The organism is Kitasatospora sp. NPDC005856 (assembly GCF_040629945.1).
Taxonomy (GTDB): Bacteria; Actinomycetota; Actinomycetes; order Streptomycetales; family Streptomycetaceae; genus Kitasatospora.
On record NZ_JBEXWT010000001.1, the window covers coordinates 381,085 to 398,535 of the forward strand.

General features: G+C 73.4%; 14 protein-coding genes and 1 pseudogene. 9 read left to right on the forward strand and 6 right to left on the reverse strand.

Annotation, left to right across the window (positions count from 1 at the left end; genetic code table 11):
* Positions 1-39 precede the first annotated feature (39 nt).
* The 9 genes and pseudogenes from allB (at position 40) to ABZ449_RS01690 (ending at position 9,865) form a co-directional block, all read left to right on the forward strand.
* Positions 40-1,431, forward strand: coding sequence for an allantoinase AllB (gene allB, locus ABZ449_RS01650; protein WP_360338297.1), 1,392 nt, complete (start codon positions 40-42; stop codon positions 1,429-1,431).
* A 10-nt stretch (positions 1,432-1,441) separates the two neighbouring features.
* Entirely contained in the window at positions 1,442-2,638 is a 1,197-nt protein-coding gene (gene alc / locus ABZ449_RS01655) for an allantoicase (protein WP_360338300.1), read from the forward strand.
* Positions 2,639-2,767: 129 nt separating this feature from the next.
* A pseudogene (locus ABZ449_RS01660) lies at positions 2,768-2,920 on the forward strand (catalase-related domain-containing protein); the annotation flags it as partial.
* Between the two features lie 351 nt (positions 2,921-3,271).
* Complete coding sequence (locus ABZ449_RS01665; RefSeq protein ID WP_360338303.1) at positions 3,272-4,051, forward strand: IclR family transcriptional regulator C-terminal domain-containing protein; 780 nt, start codon at positions 3,272-3,274, stop codon at positions 4,049-4,051.
* A 207-nt stretch (positions 4,052-4,258) separates the two neighbouring features.
* Positions 4,259-5,176 (forward strand): metal-dependent hydrolase, encoded by a 918-nt coding sequence (locus ABZ449_RS01670; RefSeq protein WP_360338306.1) that lies wholly within the window; start codon positions 4,259-4,261, stop codon positions 5,174-5,176.
* Positions 5,177-5,359: 183 nt separating this feature from the next.
* Positions 5,360-6,448 carry a PDR/VanB family oxidoreductase gene (locus ABZ449_RS01675; protein WP_360338309.1) on the forward strand — a complete coding sequence of 363 codons (1,089 nt, stop codon included), beginning with the start codon at positions 5,360-5,362 and terminating at the stop codon, positions 6,446-6,448.
* Positions 6,449-6,482: 34 nt separating this feature from the next.
* Positions 6,483-7,436 (forward strand): M24 family metallopeptidase, encoded by a 954-nt coding sequence (locus tag ABZ449_RS01680; protein ID WP_360338312.1) that lies wholly within the window; start codon positions 6,483-6,485, stop codon positions 7,434-7,436.
* Positions 7,433-9,172 carry an SDR family oxidoreductase gene (locus tag ABZ449_RS01685; RefSeq protein ID WP_360338315.1) on the forward strand — a complete coding sequence of 580 codons (1,740 nt, stop codon included), beginning with the start codon at positions 7,433-7,435 and terminating at the stop codon, positions 9,170-9,172. Before ABZ449_RS01680 ends, ABZ449_RS01685 begins: the two co-directional genes overlap by 4 nt.
* 72 nt (positions 9,173-9,244) lie before the next feature.
* Positions 9,245-9,865, forward strand: a complete 621-nt coding sequence (locus ABZ449_RS01690) for a LysE family translocator (RefSeq protein ID WP_360338318.1) — start codon at positions 9,245-9,247, stop codon at positions 9,863-9,865.
* 28 nt (positions 9,866-9,893) lie between these two features.
* On the opposite strand, the gene ABZ449_RS01695 is transcribed toward ABZ449_RS01690, so the two are convergent.
* The 6 genes from ABZ449_RS01695 to ABZ449_RS01720 form a co-directional block, all read right to left on the reverse strand.
* A complete protein-coding gene (locus ABZ449_RS01695) occupies positions 9,894-10,187 on the reverse strand; it encodes a hypothetical protein (RefSeq protein ID WP_360338321.1) in 294 nt (97 codons plus the stop codon).
* 99 nt (positions 10,188-10,286) lie between these two features.
* Complete coding sequence (locus ABZ449_RS01700; protein WP_360338324.1) at positions 10,287-11,546, reverse strand: XdhC/CoxI family protein; 1,260 nt, start codon at positions 11,544-11,546, stop codon at positions 10,287-10,289.
* Between the two features lie 209 nt (positions 11,547-11,755).
* Positions 11,756-13,213, reverse strand: coding sequence for an NCS2 family permease (locus tag ABZ449_RS01705; protein WP_360338800.1), 1,458 nt, complete (start codon positions 13,211-13,213; stop codon positions 11,756-11,758).
* 307 nt (positions 13,214-13,520) lie between these two features.
* On the reverse strand, positions 13,521-15,887 hold the full coding sequence (pucD, locus tag ABZ449_RS01710) for a xanthine dehydrogenase subunit D (RefSeq protein WP_360338327.1): 2,367 nt from the start codon (positions 15,885-15,887) through the stop codon (positions 13,521-13,523).
* Positions 15,884-16,372, reverse strand: a complete 489-nt coding sequence (locus tag ABZ449_RS01715; protein WP_360338330.1) for a (2Fe-2S)-binding protein — start codon at positions 16,370-16,372, stop codon at positions 15,884-15,886. Before ABZ449_RS01715 ends, pucD begins: the two co-directional genes overlap by 4 nt.
* Entirely contained in the window at positions 16,369-17,256 is an 888-nt protein-coding gene (locus ABZ449_RS01720) for an FAD binding domain-containing protein (protein ID WP_360338333.1), read from the reverse strand. Before ABZ449_RS01720 ends, ABZ449_RS01715 begins: the two co-directional genes overlap by 4 nt.
* Positions 17,257-17,451: the final 195 nt, after the last annotated feature.

The following is a 17,451-nucleotide window of genomic DNA, read 5'->3' on the forward strand; positions in this document are numbered from 1 at the left end:
GTGTCCCCGCGCCTCAACTTCCAGGTTTCGGAGGTCCCCATGCCTTTCGGCCAGCCCACGGTGATCCGCTCCCGCCGGGCGGTCCTGCCTGACGGCGAGCGTCCCGCGGACGTGCTGATCCAGGACGGGACGATCACCCGGACGGCCCCGCACGGCTCGCTCGCGGCCGCCGAGGGCGAGCTCGTCGACCTCGGCGACACCGCCCTGCTGCCCGGCCTGGTCGACACCCACGTGCACGTCAACGAGCCGGGCCGCACCGAGTGGGAGGGCTTCGCCACCGCCACCCGGGCCGCCGCGGCCGGAGGCGTCACCACGATCATCGACATGCCGCTCAACTCGATCCCGCCCACCACCACGGTGGCGGGACTGGCACTCAAACGGAAGACCGCCGAGGGGCAGGCCTGGGTCGACCTCGGCTTCTGGGGCGGCGCCGTCCCCGGCAACGTCGCCGACCTCGAAGCGCTGCACCGGGAGGGCGTGTTCGGCTTCAAGAGCTTCCTCGCCCCCTCCGGGGTGGACGAGTTCCCGCACGTCGAGGCCGAGGACCTGACGGCCGCGCTGGCCGAGCAGGCCCGGATCGGGGCGCTGGCGATCATCCACGCCGAGGACCCGGCCGTGCTCGCCGCCGCCCCGCAGCGATCCGGCGTCCACTACCGGGACTTCCTGGCCTCCCGGCCCGCCGACGCGGAGACCGCGGCCGTCGCCCGGCTGCTCGACACGGCCCGGCGCACCGGTGCCCGGGTGCACGTCCTGCACGTCTCCTCCGCCGCCGTCCTGCCACTGCTGCGGCAGGCCCGCGAGGACGGTGTACGGGTGAGCGCGGAGACCTGTCCGCACTACCTGACGCTCGCCGCCGAGCAGGTGCCGGACGGTGACACCGCCTTCAAGTGCTGTCCGCCGATCCGCGACGAGTCCAACCGGGACGCCCTCTGGGAGGCCCTGGCGAACGGCGAGTTCATCGCCGTCGTCTCCGACCACTCGCCCTCCACCCCCGACCTCAAGCTGCTGCCCGAGTACGGCGGCAGCGGCGACTTCGCGGCCGCCTGGGGCGGCATCGCCTCGCTCCAGCTCGGCCTGCCGGCCGTCTGGACCGAAGCCCGCCGACGCGGCCACACCCTGGCCGACGTGGTGCGCTGGATGTCCGCCGGACCGGCCGAACTGGTCGGCCTCACCGGCACCAAGGGTGCCATCGCCCCCGGCCACGACGCGGACCTGGTCGCCTTCGACCCCGAGGGCGAGTTCGCCGTCCGGGCGAGCGGGCTGCACCACCGCAACCCGGTGACCCCCTACGCGGGCCGGACCCTCACCGGCGCCGTGCGCGCCACCTGGCTGCGCGGCCGCCAGGTGGACCTCGCGGCCCGCCCCCTCGGCCGGCAGCTCGCCCGGCCCCACTCCCTCCCCACCGCCAACACCCCGTCCGTACGCGCCTGAAGGAGAGTCAGTGACCACTGCCGAAAGCCCGAGTGCTCCCTTCACCGAGCTGGTCAACCTGGCCTCCCGACTGCTCGGTGCCGGCGTCGTCGCCACCAACGAGGACACCTTCGCGGACGCCGAGAACCTGCTGGTCGCCAAGCCGGCCGAGTTCCGCCCGCACACCTTCGGCCACAAGGGCCAGATCATGGACGGCTGGGAGTCCAAGCGCCGTCGCGGAGTCTCCGCCGAACGGCCGCACCCCACGGACGAGGACCACGACTGGACGATCGTCCGGCTCGGCGTCGCCGGGGTGGTCCACGGCGTGATCGTGGACACCGCCCACTTCACCGGCAACTACCCGGAGTCCGCCTCGGTCGAGGCCGCGTCCGTCCCCGGCCACCCCTCGCCCGAGGAACTCCGGGACGCGCGGTGGACCACGATCGTGCCGCGCACCGCGCTGAAGGGCGACACCGCCCACGAGTTCGCCGTCGCGGACGGCACCCGCTACACCCATGTGCGGCTGAACATCTTCCCGGACGGCGGCGTCGCCCGGCTGCGGGTGCACGGCGAGGTGCTGCCCGACCCCCGCGAACTGGACGGCCTCACCTTCGACCTGGCCGCCCAGGAGTACGGCGGCGTGGCCGAGGCGGCCTCCGACCGCTACTTCTCCTCCCCGCACAACCTGAACGCTCCCGGCCGCGCCACCGTCATGGGCGACGGTTGGGAGACCAGGCGTCGGCGCGACAAGGCCAACGACTGGGTGCAGATCGCCCTGGCCGGGGGCGGTGAGGTCCTGGCCGCCGAAGTGGACACCTCCTGCTTCGTCGCCAATGCCCCCGGCTGGGCCGACCTGGTCGGCTTCGACGCCTCGACCGGGGCCGACCCGGCCGACGGCCCGTGGTTCGAACTCCTGCCCCGCACAAGGCTCCAGCCCGACACCCGGCACCGCTTCCGGCTCGACGCCGGCCGCCCGGTGACCCATGTGCGCATCAACGTCTACCCGGACGGCGGCCTGGCCCGCCTCCGGCTCGCCGGCCGCCTCACCGAGGCCGGCCGCACGGCCCTCGCACTGCGCTGGTTCAACGCCCTCCCGGCCGCCGAGGCCGTCGCGGCCCTCACCGGGGCCGGTGTCGCCGCCGAGGAGGCCGCCGCGCTGACCGCCGCCCGCCCGGTGGCCGACCCGGCGACGTCCGCGACCGTCGTGCGGAGCCTGCTCGGCGGCTGACGGCGCTGCGGATGGCTCGTCGGAAGCCCGACCGAGCAGAGATATGACGAAGCGTCAGTTCTCCCTCCACGCACCGCCCTCATTGACACCCGAAGGACCCTCCATGCCCAAGATCCTGACCACGGAGTCCGCCTGATCGACAACATCGCGGGCTCCCTGACCCAGGTCTCGCGCGACGACGTGGTGGAGAAGAACCTCGCCCACTTCCACGCGGCGGACGAGGAGTACGGCGCCCGGCTGGCCGCTGCCGTCGCCAGGCTGCGTGCGGGCGACGAGGCCTGATGCCGACCACCGCTCGACCCTTCGACCGCACCACCCCCCGCACGGCCGCCGGGCCCCACGCCGGGGGGCCGTGCGAGGGCCCCTCCGCCGGGGCAGTGGGGGAGGGGCCCGTCGTGATCGGCGGGGCAGCGGAGCCGGAGACCCGTCGGTCCCGTGAGGGACGCCTGGGTCTGCACGGTGGCAACGACCGGAACGTGCCGCACTGCTGATCCCCGGTGACCGGCCGGTCCGGCGGGTGGTCTCCACGGATTGTTCACGGATATTCACGGACGGGAGCCGTCGGAGCCACCGGGTCGATAGGCTGGTGCGTGCCCGCGGTCGCTCCGTGGGGGGACATCGGAAGGGGACGACATGTCGACACCAGCCCCGGGTCGTCACGCCGCTTTGGACCAGGGTCCGGCGGGCCCGTTCACCTCCCTCCAGCACGCCCTCAGACTGCTGGAGGCGGTCGATCGCCACCCCGACGGCGCCACCCTGGTGGCCCTCGCCCGGGAGACCTCGCTCGGGCTGCCCACCGTGCGGCGGCTCGCCGAGATCCTGGAGGTGGAGGGCTACCTCCAGTGCCAGGACGGCGGGTGGCTGCTCGGCGGCACCTTCGCCCTGCTCGGCCAGCACAACCGGGAGCAGCTGGTGAAGGCCCGGCTCAACCGCAAGCTCGCCGAACTCCGGGACGAGTTGGGCGCCGCGGTGTACTTCAGCCGGTACCACGACGGCGAGTTGTCGGTGGAGGCGGTCTCGGCCGCCGACTACGCGCCGGCCGTGCAGGAGTGGGTGGACTTCCGGGCCACCGCGCACGCCAGCGCGATCGGCAAGTGCCTGCTCAGCCAGTTGGACGTGGATGCCCGGCGGGACCACCTCTCCCGGCACCCCGTCGCCCGGCTCACCTCCCGCACCGTCACCGACGCCGACCAGCTGATGCACCGGCTGGAGCGGCAGCCGGCCACGGTGCCGGTGCTGGACATCCAGGAGTACGCGCTCGGCACGGTGTGCGCGGCGGTGCCGATCACGGCGGGCAGCACGGTCGGCTGTCTGGCCACCTCGATGCCGGCGGACAGCATCCACAGGCTGAAGGCCGCCGCCGAACTGCTGGCGGCCCGGGCGGCGCCGCTGATGCTGGCGATGGCGGTCTGACGGGAAGCCGACGGTCGCGCACATGAGTTCGACGAGGCCCCGCCGGGAAGCCGGTGGGGCCTCCCGCGTTTCCCGTGGCGTTCGCCGATGCACACCACTTATTAGACTCGATGTCGATAAGGGCTGCCGAAACCCTTGTCCTGGCGGCTACCCGCGAGTACGTTTCCCTGGAGCCGAGCCGCCGCCCCCAGGTCAGGAGGGCCTGCCATGCCCCGTTCCACCCCCGTCCCCGCCCTCGCCGCCCCCGCCGCGCGCGTGCACGACGGCCTCGTCCTGGAACCCCGGGACGTCCGCTTCGACTGGGCCCAGCTGCCGCTGCACTGGATCCCGGACGAGCCGATGGCCACCCACGTCATCAACGTGCTGCACCTGCTGCTGCCCGAGGGCGAGCGGTGGTTCGTCAAGGTGTTCAAGGAGGCGCTGCCGCTCATCCGGGACGAGCAACTGCGCGAGGAGGTCCTCGGGTTCATCGGACAGGAGGCCATCCACGCCGAGGCGCACCAGGAGGTCCTGGACCACCTGCTCGGCCAGGGGCTCGACCCGAGGCCGTACGTCCGGCAGATCTCCTGGCTGTTCCAGCGCGTCCTCGGCGACAAGCCGGGGCTGACGCCGGCTCGGCAGCGCGAGAACGTCATCGAGCGGGTCGCCTTCATCGCGGCGATCGAGCACTTCACCGCTTTCCTCGGCAACTGGGCGCTCAACTCCCCGGGCCTGGACCGGGCCAAGGCCGACCCGACGATGCTGGACCTGCTGCGCTGGCACGGCGCGGAGGAGGTCGAGCACCGCAGCGTCGCCTACGACCTGATGGTCCACCTGGACCCGGGCTACCTGCGCCGGGTGCGCGGGATGGCGATGTCCGGGCCGCTGCTGGTCCACCTCTGGGTGCGCGGAGCGCGCTTCCTGCTCGCCGCCGACCCCACCCTGCGGGGGCGGCTCAAGCCGACCTGGCGGGAGGCGGGCCGCATCGCCAAGCGCGGACTGCTGCCGGACCCGGTCAAGTCGATCCGCTCCGGGCTGCGTTACCTGCGGCCGGGCTACCACCCGACCCAGGAGGGCTCGTCCAGCCAGGCGCTGGGCTACCTCGCCACCTCCCCGGCGGCCCGCGCGGCCGCCGGGCGCGGGTGACGAGCGGCAGATGACAGATGACGGCTCACGGATGACGGATGACGGATGACGGGCTTCAGCGAACAGAAAGCGTCATCTGTTCGCTGAAATCTGAAATCTGAAACCCGTCAGCCGCCCGCCGCCCGCCGTCAGCCGTCAGCCGTCCCGCCCGCCACCCGCTCCCCACCCCGAGGACCCCGCCGGATGGACCTGTTCACCCCGCCCCCCGACCTCTACGGCCGCCCCCGCGCCGATGGCTTCATGCGCCGGCTCACCGCCTTCGGCGACTGCTACAGCCCGGCCCTCGGCGGCCCGCTGCTGCGCCGCAACCCCCGCCGTCCGCTCAGCCGCCCCACCCCGCTGCTCCAGCTGGTCGTCGTCGAGCGCCGCCAACCGGCCGTCGACGTCGTGGAGCTGCGGCTCGCCGACCCCTCCGGCGGCCCGCTGCCCGGCTGGCAGCCCGGCGCCCACCTGAGGTTCGTCCTGCCCTCCGGCCGCGAGCGCCACTACTCCCTCTGCGGTGACCCGGCCGACCGCACCACCTACCGCATCGCCGTCCGGCGGCTGCCCGAGGGCGGCGGCGGATCCGTCGAGGTCCACGACGCCCTGCACCCCGGCGCGCGGCTCGCCGCCCGCCGCCCGCGCAACGGCTTCGCCTTCTGTGCCGAGCCCGCCGTCCTCCTGCTGGCCGGCGGCATCGGCATCACCCCGCTGCTCCCGATGGCCCGCGAGGCGCAGCGGCACGGCCTGGACTGGCGCCTGGTCCACGTCGGTCGCAGTGCCGACACCCTCCCGTACACGGACGAGCTGCGCGCCCTCGACCCGCGCCGGGTGGTGCTGCGCACCGACGACGAGCACGGCGGCGTCCCCACGGGAGCCGAGCTGCTCGCCCACGCCCCGCGCGGCGCCGCCGTCTACTGCTGCGGCCCGGCGCCGATGCTCACCGCCGTGCAGCGCGCCCTGGACGACTCCCCGGCCGCCGCCCTGCACTTCGAGCGCTTCGGTGCGGCCCCGGTCGTCGACGGCGAGCCGTTCGCCGTCCGCCTCGGCACCGACGGTCCGGCCCTGGACGTCCCCGCCGGCCGTTCCGCCCTGGACGTGCTGCGCGAGGCCCGCCCCGACCTCCCGTACTCCTGCCACCAGGGCTTCTGCGGCACCTGCGAGGTCCGCGTGCTGGCCGGCTCGCCCGACCACCGGGACCGCCGCCTCACCCCCGAGCAGCGCGCCGCCGGCGCCCTGCTGCCCTGCGTCTCCCGGGCCGCCGAGGGCGAGACCCTCGTGCTCGACCTCTAGACCCTCGTGCTCGACCGCCAGAAGGAGCCCAGCCATGGCGACAGCGCCCCCCGCCTTCCGCTACACCGAGCACGACCTCGCCCGCTTCCGCGAGATCCAGCAACTCGCCTACGACTGCGCCGAACAGGTGGCCGCCTGGATCGAACCCGGCGTCACCGAGCGGCAGGCCACCGCCGAGCTGCGCCGCCGACTGGTCGCCTCCGGGGTGCAGGACTTCTTCCACGTCCCCTTCGCCTGGTTCGGTGACCGGACGGCGTTCCGGCACTTCCACACCCCGCTGCAGTTCTTCGCCGGCAACCGCCGCCTGGAGACGGGCATGCCGTACGTGCTGGACTGCGCGCCCGTGGTGGACGGCTACACCGCCGACATCGGCTACGGCGGCAAGGTCGGCGAGAACCGGGTCTGGGACCGTCTGGCCGCCGACCTGAAGGTCTACCGCCGGCTGATCCTCGAGGAGGTGCGGGCCCGCAAGCCGCTCGCCGAGGTGTACGCGGCGGTGGACGCCCAGATCGCCGCGCACGGCTACGACAACCGCCACCAGGTCTACCCGGGCCGGGTGATCGGCCACCAGGTCACCCGCAACACGGCGCGCGGCCCGGCCGGCGTGAACCTCTTCGGCTTCGGCGTGCGCACCCTCCAGACCCTCGGCCGCGAGCTCATCTCCGAGCGCCTGCACGGCCGTTCACCGCTCTGGGCGGACGGCCGGTCGTCCCGGCACGCGCCCACCCCGGGCCTGTGGGCGGTCGAGCCGCACATCGGCTTCCGCGGTGTGGGCATCAAGTTCGAGGAACTGCTGGTGGTCACCGAGGACGACGCCTACTGGCTCGACGACGACCTTCCGCACGTCCGCCGCTGGACCGCCGAGACCGAGTCGGCCGCCACGGCCCCGACCGCCGCCGCGCCGACCGCCGCCGCGCCGACCACCGCCGCGCCGACCACCGCCGCCCCGACCGCCGCCGCGCCGACCACCCTGGAGGCCACCCGATGACGAGCCGCCCCCCGCACGCGGACATCCGCCGCCGGACCGTCCGCTCCGGCGGCCTCCCGCTCGCCGTCTTCGAGCAGGGCGACCCGGCCGCCCCCACCGTCCTCCTCGTGCACGGCTACCCCGACAGCCACGTCGTCTGGGACGACATCGCCGCCGACCTCGCCCGCGACCACCACGTGGTCCGCTACGACGTGCGCGGCGCGGGGGAGTCGGCCGCCCCCGCCGACCGGTCCGGCTACCGCCTGGAGCACCTCGCCGAGGACCTGTTCGCCGTCGCCGACGCCGTCAGCCCGGACCGCCCGGTGCACCTCGTCGCCCACGACTGGGGCTCGATCCAGTCCTGGGAGGCCGTCACCGCGCCCGGTGCCGAGCGCCGGATCGCCTCGTACACCACCCTGTCCGGCCCCAGCCTGGACCACATGGGCCACTGGCTGCGCCACCGGCTGCGCCGCCCCACCCCCCGCCACCTCGGGCAACTGCTGCACCAGGGCCTGCACTCCTGGTACATCACCGCCTTCCACCTGCCCTACCTCGCCCCCGGCATCTGGCGCCTCGGCCTGGCCCGGGCCTGGCCGCGGGTGCTGCGCGACCTGGAGCACGTCACCCCGCGCGCCGACCACCCGCAGTCCACCCTGCGCCGCGACGCGGTCCGCGGCATCGAGCTGTACCGGGCCAACTTCCGCCCCACCCTGGGCAGTCCGCGCGAGCGGCCGACCGAGGTGCCGGTCCAGCTGATCACCCTCACCCGGGACCGCTACGTCGGCACCTACCTCTCCGAGGGGCTGGAGCGCTGGGTGCCCGAACTGACCCGCAGGACGTTGCACGCCGGCCACTGGTCGGCGCTGCTGGAGAAGGGGGCCACCGTGGCCGGGATGGTCCGCGAGTTCACCACCCGCATCGAGACGGGCCGGGCCCGACCGGCCGAGGGGGACGGCCGGCTGGTCGTGGTCACCGGCGGCGGCAGCGGCATCGGCCGGGCCACCGCGCTCGCCTTCGCCGAGGACGGCGCCCGGGTGGTGGTCTGCGACCTCGACCTCGCGGCCGCCGAGCGCACCGCCGAACTGGCCTCGCTGATCGGGCCGAAGGCGCACGCCTACCGGGTGGACGTCTCGGACGGCGCCGCGATGGACGCCTTCGCGCAGACCGTCGCGGCCGAGCACGGGGTGCCCGACGTGATGGTCAACAACGCCGGCATCGGCCACTCCGGGACGTTCCTGCAGACCACCGAGAAGGAGTGGCAGCGGGTCCTGGACGTCAACCTCTGGGGCGTGATCCACGGCTGCCGCGCCTTCGGCGGCCTGATGGCCGACCGTGACCAGGGCGGCCACATCGTCAACGTCTCCTCGGCCGCCGCGTACCTGCCCTCCAAGGCGCTCACCGCCTACGCCACCAGCAAGGCCGCGGTGTTCATGCTCTCCGACTGCCTGCGCGCCGAGTTCGTCGGCCACGGCATCGGCGTCTCCACGATCTGCCCCGGCATCGTCAACACCAACATCACCCGCACCTCCACCTTCTCCGCCACCACCTCCGACGAGCAGGCCGCCAAGCAGGCCCGGGCCGCTAAGCTCTACGCCCGCCGCGGCTTCCCCCCGGAGAAGGTCGCCGCCGCGATCCTCACCGCCGTCCGCACCGGAAAGCCCGTCGTCCCCGTCACCCCGGAGGCCAAGGCCGCCCGCTTCCTCTCCCGCCTCAGCCCCGGCCTGCTGCGCCTGGCCGCCCGCCTCAACGTCACCTGACGCGGGCCGCCGGTCGGGGCCGCTCCGGGTGGCCCGAGGGGGCCGCCCGGGGCTGTGAGAGGATCGAGGCCCATGGAGATGACAACGGCTCTGTGGTCCTTCGCCCTCGTCGTGGGGCTGCTCACGCTCACGCCCGGGCTCGACACCGCGCTGATCCTGCGGACCTCGGCGTTGGGGCGCCGCCGGCAGGCGTGGGGGGTCGTGCTGGGGATCCAGACCGGGACGCTGCTCTGGGGGACGCTGACCTCGGCCGGCGTGACGGCGCTGCTGACCGCCTCGCAGGTCGGGTACGAGATCCTGCGCTGGGCGGGCGCGGCCTACCTGGTGTGGATGGGCATCGGGATGCTGCGCAGCCGCGGCGGCGAGGCGTCGGCCGAGGAGGAGCCGCAGGACGGCGGGTTCGCGCACGGCTGGCGGCGGGGCACCCTGACCAACCTGCTGAACCCCAAGGTCGGGGTCTTCTACGTGGCCGTGCTGCCGCAGTTCATCCCGGCCGGGGCCCCGCACTTCGCCGCCGGCGTGGCGCTGACCTGCGTGCACGTCGTGGAGGGCCTGCTCTGGTCGACGGTCCTGGTGGGCTTCGCCCAGGTGCTGCGCGGCTGGCTGCGCCGGCCGGCCGCCCGGCGGCTGATGGACCGGGTGACCGGCGCGGTCGTGGTGGGCTTCGGTGTGAAGCTGGCGCTGACGGACTGATCCGTCCGCCGGCGCCGGGCCGGAGGCCTCAGCGGCCGAGGCGCTTCAGCCCTTCCGCGAGTTCGTCGGCGTTCATGCAGATGTGCAGGTCGACGGTGGCGTTCAGCCGGTCCCAGAACGGCTCGGCGATCGACGGCAGCGAGGCCTCGTCCGCGACGTCGACGACCATGACCATGCCGCGACGTCCGTTGCGGGTGAGGAAGTAGGCGGCTTCCGGCTTGAGTTGGGCCAGGACTTGCTGGATCCCTTCCGCCATCGCTCCGTCGCTGATCAGCTTGTTCGAGGTCGCGGTGTCGAGTTCGACCTCCAGCAGGGCGCGCATGATCCCCGCTCCTTCCCCGGGCTCGGGGTGAGTCCGCAACTCCAGCCTCCCGCCGTGCCGGTGGCCACGCAACGTGAGTGGCGCTCGGGCGCTCCCGCCTCAGGCCGCGTGGGGACGGGGTGTCGGGCCCTCGGCCGTGCCCGCCTCCTCGCCCTCGGTTCCCGTGCGCGACAGGCCGTGGTGGTCGGGCCCGTCGTGGTGGATCGTCCCGGCGCGGTGGTCGGGCCCGTCGTGGTGGATCGGCCCGTCCGAGGCGCTCAGCGGCAGGCAGCTGCCGCCCCGCCGGTGGGCGACGATCTCGGCGGCGACGGACACCGCCGTCTCCTCCGGGGTGCGCGAGCCGAGGTCCAGGCCGATCGGGGAGCGCAGCCGGGCCAGTTCGGCCTCGGTGAGCCCCGCCTCGCGCAGCCGGGCCACGCGCTCCCGGTCGGTGCGGCGCGAGCCCATCGCGCCGACGTAGCCGACCGGCAGCCGCAGGGCGCGCTCCAGCAGCGGGATGTCGAACTTGGCGTCGTGGGTGAGCACGCAGAGCACGGTGCGTCCGTCGATCCGGCCGAGCTGGGAGTCCAGGTAGCGGTGCGGCCAGTCGACCACCACCTCGTCGGCGTCGGGGAAGCGACGGACGGTGGCGAAGACGGGCCGGGCGTCGCACACGGTCACGTGGTAGCCCAGGAACCTGCCGATCCGCACCACCGCGGCCGCGAAGTCGATCGCCCCGAACACCAGCATCCGCGGCGCCGGCACGTACGAGTCGACGAAGCAGGTGACGGTGCCCTGCCGGTGTTCGTCGCAGGGGCGTCCGTCCAGGCCGAGCACCACCCGGCCGGTGTGTCCGGCCTCCAGCATCGCCCGGGCCTGGGTGACGATCGCCCGCTCCAGGCCGCCGACCGTGGAGGGCGTCGGCGAGAGCGCGCCGGCGACGTCGTCGGCGGTGACCGCCAGGGTGGCCCCGACCAGGGCGCCCGGCCCGACGATCACCCGCACCAGCGCCACCGGCGTGCCGGCCGCGATGTGGGCGATCCCGGTGTCCAGTCCGGCGTCGGCGCCCGGCACCACCGGCTGGACGAACACGTCCAGGACGCCGCCGCAGGTCAGACCCACCGCGAAGGCGTCCTCGTCGCTGTAACCGAAGCGCTCCAGCACCGGCTCGCCGCTCGCGATGGCGGCCTGGCAGAGCTCGTAGACCGCGCCCTCGACGCACCCGCCGGAGACGCTGCCGACGACCTCGCCGTCCGCGTCCACGGCCAGCGCCGCCCCGGGGTCGCGCGGAGCGCTGCCGGAGACGCCGACCACGGTGGCCACGGCGAAGGCCCGCCCGGACGCGTGCCAGGCCCGCAGCTGCTCGGCGATGTCCTGCATGGGGAGGCTCCTTACACGGTTTCGACAGTAGCGGGAGACGCCGCCGTACGGGAAACGATCCCGTACGGCGGCGGTGGTGGCCAAGGCGTTCGGGGAAGCCGGCGGTACCCCGTCGAACCGACGGCGCCAGCTCGACGGAGCCGCCCGACGGAGCCGCCCGACGGAGCCCGCCCGAGGGCGCCCCCGATCGGCGGCGCGGGGCGGACCGGCTAGTGCACGCCCAGCCAGGACTTGACCGGCGTGATCGCGAAGTACACCACGAACACCGCGGTGAGGATCCACATCAGCGGCCCGGGCTCGCGCCAGCGCCCCACCCCGGCCTTGATGACGGTGTACGAGATGACGCCGGCCGCGACGCCCGCCGTGATGCTGTACGTGAACGGCATCAGCGCGCAGGTGAGGAAGGCCGGGACGGCCACCTCGCGGTCGGACCAGTCGATGTGCCGGGCCTGGCTCATCATCATCGAGCCGATCACGACCAGGGCGGCCGAGGCGACTTCGACCGGGACGATCCCGGCGATCGGCGAGAGGAACAGCATCAGCGCGAAGAGGGCGCCGGTGACGGTCGAGGCGAGTCCGGTGCGGGCGCCGTCGCCGACGCCGGTGGCGGACTCGACGAAGACGGTCTGCCCGGAGGCGCCCGCCAGGCCGCCGACCGCGCCGCCCGCGCCGTCGATGAACAGCGCCTTGGACAGCCCGGGCATCCGGCCCTGCCGGTCGGCCAGTCCGGCCTCGGTGCCGACGCCGATGATGGTGGCCATCGCGTCGAAGAAGCCGGCCAGCACCAGGGTGAACACCGCGACCGAGGCGCTGATCGCGCCCATGCCGTGACCGCCGAAGGCGCCGAACAGGTCGATGTGGCCGAACAGGCCGAAGTCGGGTGCGGAGACCGGACTGCCGGGCCAGACCGGTACCGAGTTCCTCCACGCCGCGGCCGGCACGTGCGCGGCCCGGTTGACGATCACCGCGAGCACGGTGCCGCCGGCGACGCCGATCAGGATCGTGCCGCGGACGCCGCGCGCCATCAGCACGAAGATCGCCAGCAGGGTGACGCAGAAGACCAGCACCGGCCAGCCGGCCAGCTCGCCGGTGGGGCCGAGCGAGAGCGGGGTGGGGCCGCCGGTGTGCATGAACCCGGCCTTGTAGAGGCCGATCACCGTGACGAACAGGCCGATGCCGATGGTGATGGAGTGCTTGAGCGGCAGCGGGATGCCGTTCATGATCCGCTCGCGCAGCCCGGAGACGACCAGCAGCACGATCAGCAGGCCGTAGATCACGCACAGGCCCATGGCCTGGGCCCAGGTGGTGTGCGGGACGACCAGTGCGGAGACGGCGCCGGAGACGGAGAGGCCCGCGGCGAGGGCGAGCGGCACGTTGCCGACCAGGCCCATCAGGACGGTGGTGACGGCGGCGGCCAGCGCGGTGGCGGTGGTCAGCGCGGCGTGGTCCAGCCTGGCGCCGGTGGCGTCCGCGCCGCTCAGGATGAGCGGGTTGAGCAGGATGATGTACGCCATCGCCATGAAGGTGGTGAGTCCACCGCGCAGTTCGTTGGCGAGGGTCGATCCCCGGGCCGAGATCTTGAAGTAGGCGTCCAGTGCGCCGGCGGGGCGTGCTGCCGCGGACGAGGGGTGGGTCTCGTCCGCGTCGGGTCCGTCCGCGTCGGCCATGTCCTCGGTGGGTCCGTCCGCGGCGGCTCCGTCTGCTTCGGTGGTGCCGGGCTCCGTGGGGATCCGGGTCATGTCCACTCCCAAGTGTCAAAGGGGGTTGGGGTGGGCGAGCCGACCTGACTGCCAGTCAACGAAGTTGGCACAGGGGGACGTTGTCGACTCACGGGAGGCACTCCGTGGGGGGAGCGCCGGCGGCTGAGTTGAGAGGGTGCGCACCACTGCGGAACCCCGGCGTGGGCAGGGCAGCAGGCGGGTGTCCCGGGGCGGCGGGGAAGGGTCGCCGCCCCGGGAGGGCGAACTCCGGCCGTCAGAGCGGCTTTTCGGTGGTCAGGTGCTCCGGCCGGACCGGGATCCGGTTGAGCGCCAGCCCGGTGGCGTTGCGGATGGCGGCCACGATGGACGGCGTCGCCGAGACGGTCGGTGCCTCGCCGACCCCGCGCAGCCCGTACGGCGCGTTGGGGTCGGGAAGTTCGAGCACCTCCACCGGGATCGGCGGGGTGTCCAGGATGGTGGGGATCAGGTAGTCGGTGAAGGAGGCGTTGCGCACCTTGCCGTCCCGCACGATGATCTCCTCCATCACCGCGAGGCCCAGCGCCTGGGTGCAGCCGCCCTGGATCTGGCCGACCACGGAGAGCGGGTTGAGCGCCTTGCCGACGTCCTGGACGGCGGTGAGCTCGACCACCTTGACCAGGCCCAGCTCCACGTCCACGTCCACCACCGCGCGGTTGGCGCAGAAGGTGTACTGGACGTGGCCGAAGCCCTGGCCGGTCTCCTTGTCGAAGGGCTGGGTGGGCCGGTGGTGGTGCTCGCGGGTCTGCTCGATGGCGTCGTCGCCGAGCAGGTCGACGATGGACACCAGCACGCCGGACCCGGCCGAGACCACCTTGCCGCCGGTCAGCACCAGGTCGTCGTGGGTCCAGCCGTAGCGCCGGCGTCCCCGGTCGAGCAGTTCCCGGCGCACCGCCTCGGCGGCCAGCTTCACCGCGCCACCGGTCATGTACGTCTGGCGCGAGGCGGAGGTCGAACCGGCCGACCCCACCTCGGTGTTGGCCGGGTGGATGGTGACCTGCTCGACGCCCAGCTCGGTGCGGGCGATCTGGGCGTGCACGGTGACGCCGCCCTGGCCGACCTCGGCCGCCGCGGTGTGCACCATGGCGACCGGCTCGCCGCCGATCGCCTCCAGTCGCACCCGGGCGGTGGAGTAGTCGTCGAAGCCCTCGGAGAAGCCGACGTTCTTGATCCCGACCGAGTAGCCGACGCCGCGCACGATCCCCTCGCCGTGCGAGGTGTTGGACAGCGCGCCGGGCAGTCGGCGGACGTCCGGGTGCTCGGTGTCCAGCGGCGGCGGCAGCGGCATCTCCTTGGCCCGCCGGAGCAGTTCGGCCACCGGCGCCGGTGCGTCGATCTCCTGCCCGGTGGGCATGAAGTCTCCCTGCGAGACGGCGTTGAGCTGCCTCAACTCCACCGGGTCCATGCCCAGTTCGGCGGCGAGCTTGTCCATCTGCGACTCGTAGCCGAACGCCGCCTGCACCGCGCCGAAGCCCCGCATCGCCCCGCAGGACGGGTTGTTGCTGTACAGCGCGATGGCGTGCATCCGCACGTTCGGGATGACGTACGGGCCGTGCCCGAGCGAGGCCGCGTTGCCGACCACGGCGGGGGAGGCGGAGGCGTAGGCGCCGCCGTCCAGCACGATCCGGCAGTCGGCGAAGACCAGCCTGCCGTCCCGGGTGGCGCCGTGCTCGTAGTGCATCCGCGCCGGGTGGCGGTGCACGTGGCCGAAGAAGGACTCGTCCCGGGAGTAGACGATCTTGACCGGCTTGCCGGTGTGCAGGGCCAGCAGGCAGGCGTGGATCTGCATCGACAGGTCCTCGCGGCCGCCGAACGCGCCGCCGACGCCGGCCAGGGTGAGCCGGACCTTCTCCTCCGGCAGGTCGAGCACCGGCGCCATCTGCTGGCGGTCGACGTGCAGCCACTGGGTGGCGATGTAGAGGTCGACGCCGCCGTCCTCGGCGGGCACCGCGAGTCCGGACTCCGGGCCGAGGAAGGCCTGGTCCTGCATGCCGACCTCGTAGTCCCCGCTGACGATCACGTCCGCCAGCGCCCGCACCTCGTCGTTCACGCCGAGGCCCGAGACCAGCCGCTGCTCGTGGCAGATGTTGCCGTGCGCATGGGACTTGTACTCGTGCGGCTCGTGCACGTACCCGTAGGTCTCCGGGTCGAGGCATTGCTCCTCGGTGACGATCGGGGGGAGCACCTCGTACTCGACCGCGATCTTCTTCACCGCCCGGCGGGCCGTCTCCGGGTGGTCGGCGGCGACCAGGGCGATCGCCTCGCCGTGGTACCGGATCCTGTCGATGGCCAGGGCCGGCTGGTCCTGGATCTCCAGACCGTAGTACTTCGAGCCGGGGATGTCCTCGTGCGTCAGCACCGCGTACACCCCGGGCACCTTGAGCGCCTCGGAGATGTCCACCGAGAGGATGTTCGCCCGGGGGTGCGGCGAGCGCAGCGCCGTGCCCCAGAGCATGTCCTCGTGCCACAGGTCGGAGGAGTAGGCGAACTCGCCGCGGACCTTCAGGTTGCCGTCCGGGCGCAGCGGGGAGCCGCCGATGCCGTCCTTGGACGCCTGGTTGATGTTCTGGAGGTTCTTCTGCCCCTGGATCGTCCTGCTGCTCACCGGGCACCGTCCGTCCCCGCGCACGCGCGGGCCGAGGCCAGCCGCACCGCGTCCATGATCTTCTCGTAGCCGGTGCAGCGGCACAGGTTGCCGGACAGCGCCTCGCGGATGTCGTCGTCGCTGGGCTGCGGGTCGTCGGCCAGCAGCGCGTCGGTCTGCACCAGCAGGCCGGGGGTGCAGAAGCCGCACTGGACGGCGCCCGCGTCGACGAACGCCTGCTGGACCAGGCCCAGTTCGCCGTCCTCCGTGCCCAGGCCCTCGACCGTGCGCACCTCGCGGTCCTGCACCTGCCCGGCCGCGACCAGGCAGGAGCAGACCGGGACGCCGTCCAGGTAGACCGTGCAGGAGCCGCACTCGCCCTGTTCGCAGGCGTTCTTCGAGCCCGGCAGGCCGACCCGCTCGCGCAGGACGTGGAGCAGGCTCTCGCCCTCCCACACGTCGTCGGCCTCGACCGGCTTGCCGTTGGCGGTGAAAGTGACCCTCATGCCGCGCTCCTGATCTGCTTGCCGTAGTCGTTCCAGGCCCAGGTGAGCGTGCGGCGCGCCATCACGGCGAGCGCGTGCCGGCGGTAGTCGGCGGTGCCCCGGACGTCGTCGATCGGCGAGGCCGCGGCCTTCACCAGCTCGCCGAAGCGCTGGACCACCTCGGTGCCCAGCAGCTCCCCGGACTCCCACAGGCCGCGCTCGGCGAGCACGTCCCGGAGGTACTCCTCGGCCTCGACGGCGCGGCGCGGCGTGGGGGAGGCCGAGCCGATGCCGGTGCCGACGGTCCCGTTCCCCGGGTGCAGGGCGAAGCCGAACGCGCAGACCGCGATCACCATGGCGTTGCGGGTGCCGATCTTCGAGAACTGCTGCGGCCCGTCCGCCACCGGGATGCGCACGGCCCGGATCAGCTCGTCGGCCTCCAGGCGGTTGCGCTTCACCCCGACGTAGAAGTCGTCGATCGGGATCAGCCGGGTGCCGCGCACCGAGGCCGCCTCGACGAACACGTCCCGTCCGGCCGCCAGCAGCGCCGGGTGCGAGTCGCCGGCCGGGGAGGCCGCGCCGAGGTTGCCGCCGACGCTGCCGCGGTTGCGGATCTGCGGCGAGCCGACGGTGCGGGACGCCAGCGCCAGCCCGGGCAGCGGACCGGACAGCTCCGCGATGATCCGGGTGTACGGGACCGCGGCGCCGAGCCTCACGACGCCGTCGTCGTTCGACCATTCGGTGAGTTCGGTGATGCGGTTCAGGTCGAGAATCGCGGATGGCCGGTGCACGTCGAAGTTCAGCTCGACCATGACGTCCGTGCCGCCCGAGAGGGGCAGCGCGGTCGGGTACTCGGCCTTCGCCGCGAGTGCCTCGTCCCAGGTGGCGGGCCGAAGGAACTCCATGCGGGTGTCTCCTCAAGTCGTCGCCCGCCGGGTGTCCGGCGGCGTGTCGCCCAGTGAACCGCTGTGACGCGGCCCACTGGCAGTCACCGATGGCATGAAGCCCCGGCTGTGAGCCCGCCCGGCATCCTGTACGTTCCTCTAAGGAGGAGAACCTCGCAGCCCAGGTGTTCGCCGGGTGCTACCTACGACCGTAAT

Bases quoted from the DNA above. Each gene is read 5' to 3' on its own strand.
- allB (WP_360338297.1), top strand. From the start codon at position 40: ATGCCTTTCGGCCAGCCCACGGTGATCCGCTCCCGCCGGGCGGTCCTG.
- ABZ449_RS01665 (WP_360338303.1), top strand. From the start codon at position 3,272: ATGTCGACACCAGCCCCGGGTCGTCACGCCGCTTTGGACCAGGGTCCG.
- ABZ449_RS01670 (WP_360338306.1), top strand. From the start codon at position 4,259: ATGCCCCGTTCCACCCCCGTCCCCGCCCTCGCCGCCCCCGCCGCGCGC.
- ABZ449_RS01675 (WP_360338309.1), top strand. From the start codon at position 5,360: ATGGACCTGTTCACCCCGCCCCCCGACCTCTACGGCCGCCCCCGCGCC.
- ABZ449_RS01680 (WP_360338312.1), top strand. From the start codon at position 6,483: ATGGCGACAGCGCCCCCCGCCTTCCGCTACACCGAGCACGACCTCGCC.
- ABZ449_RS01685 (WP_360338315.1), top strand. From the start codon at position 7,433: ATGACGAGCCGCCCCCCGCACGCGGACATCCGCCGCCGGACCGTCCGC.
- ABZ449_RS01690 (WP_360338318.1), top strand. From the start codon at position 9,245: ATGGAGATGACAACGGCTCTGTGGTCCTTCGCCCTCGTCGTGGGGCTG.
- ABZ449_RS01695 (WP_360338321.1), bottom strand. From the start codon at position 10,187: ATGCGCGCCCTGCTGGAGGTCGAACTCGACACCGCGACCTCGAACAAG.
- ABZ449_RS01700 (WP_360338324.1), bottom strand. From the start codon at position 11,546: ATGCAGGACATCGCCGAGCAGCTGCGGGCCTGGCACGCGTCCGGGCGG.
- ABZ449_RS01705 (WP_360338800.1), bottom strand. From the start codon at position 13,213: ATGGCCGACGCGGACGGACCCGACGCGGACGAGACCCACCCCTCGTCC.
- ABZ449_RS01715 (WP_360338330.1), bottom strand. From the start codon at position 16,372: ATGAGGGTCACTTTCACCGCCAACGGCAAGCCGGTCGAGGCCGACGAC.
- ABZ449_RS01720 (WP_360338333.1), bottom strand. From the start codon at position 17,256: ATGGAGTTCCTTCGGCCCGCCACCTGGGACGAGGCACTCGCGGCGAAG.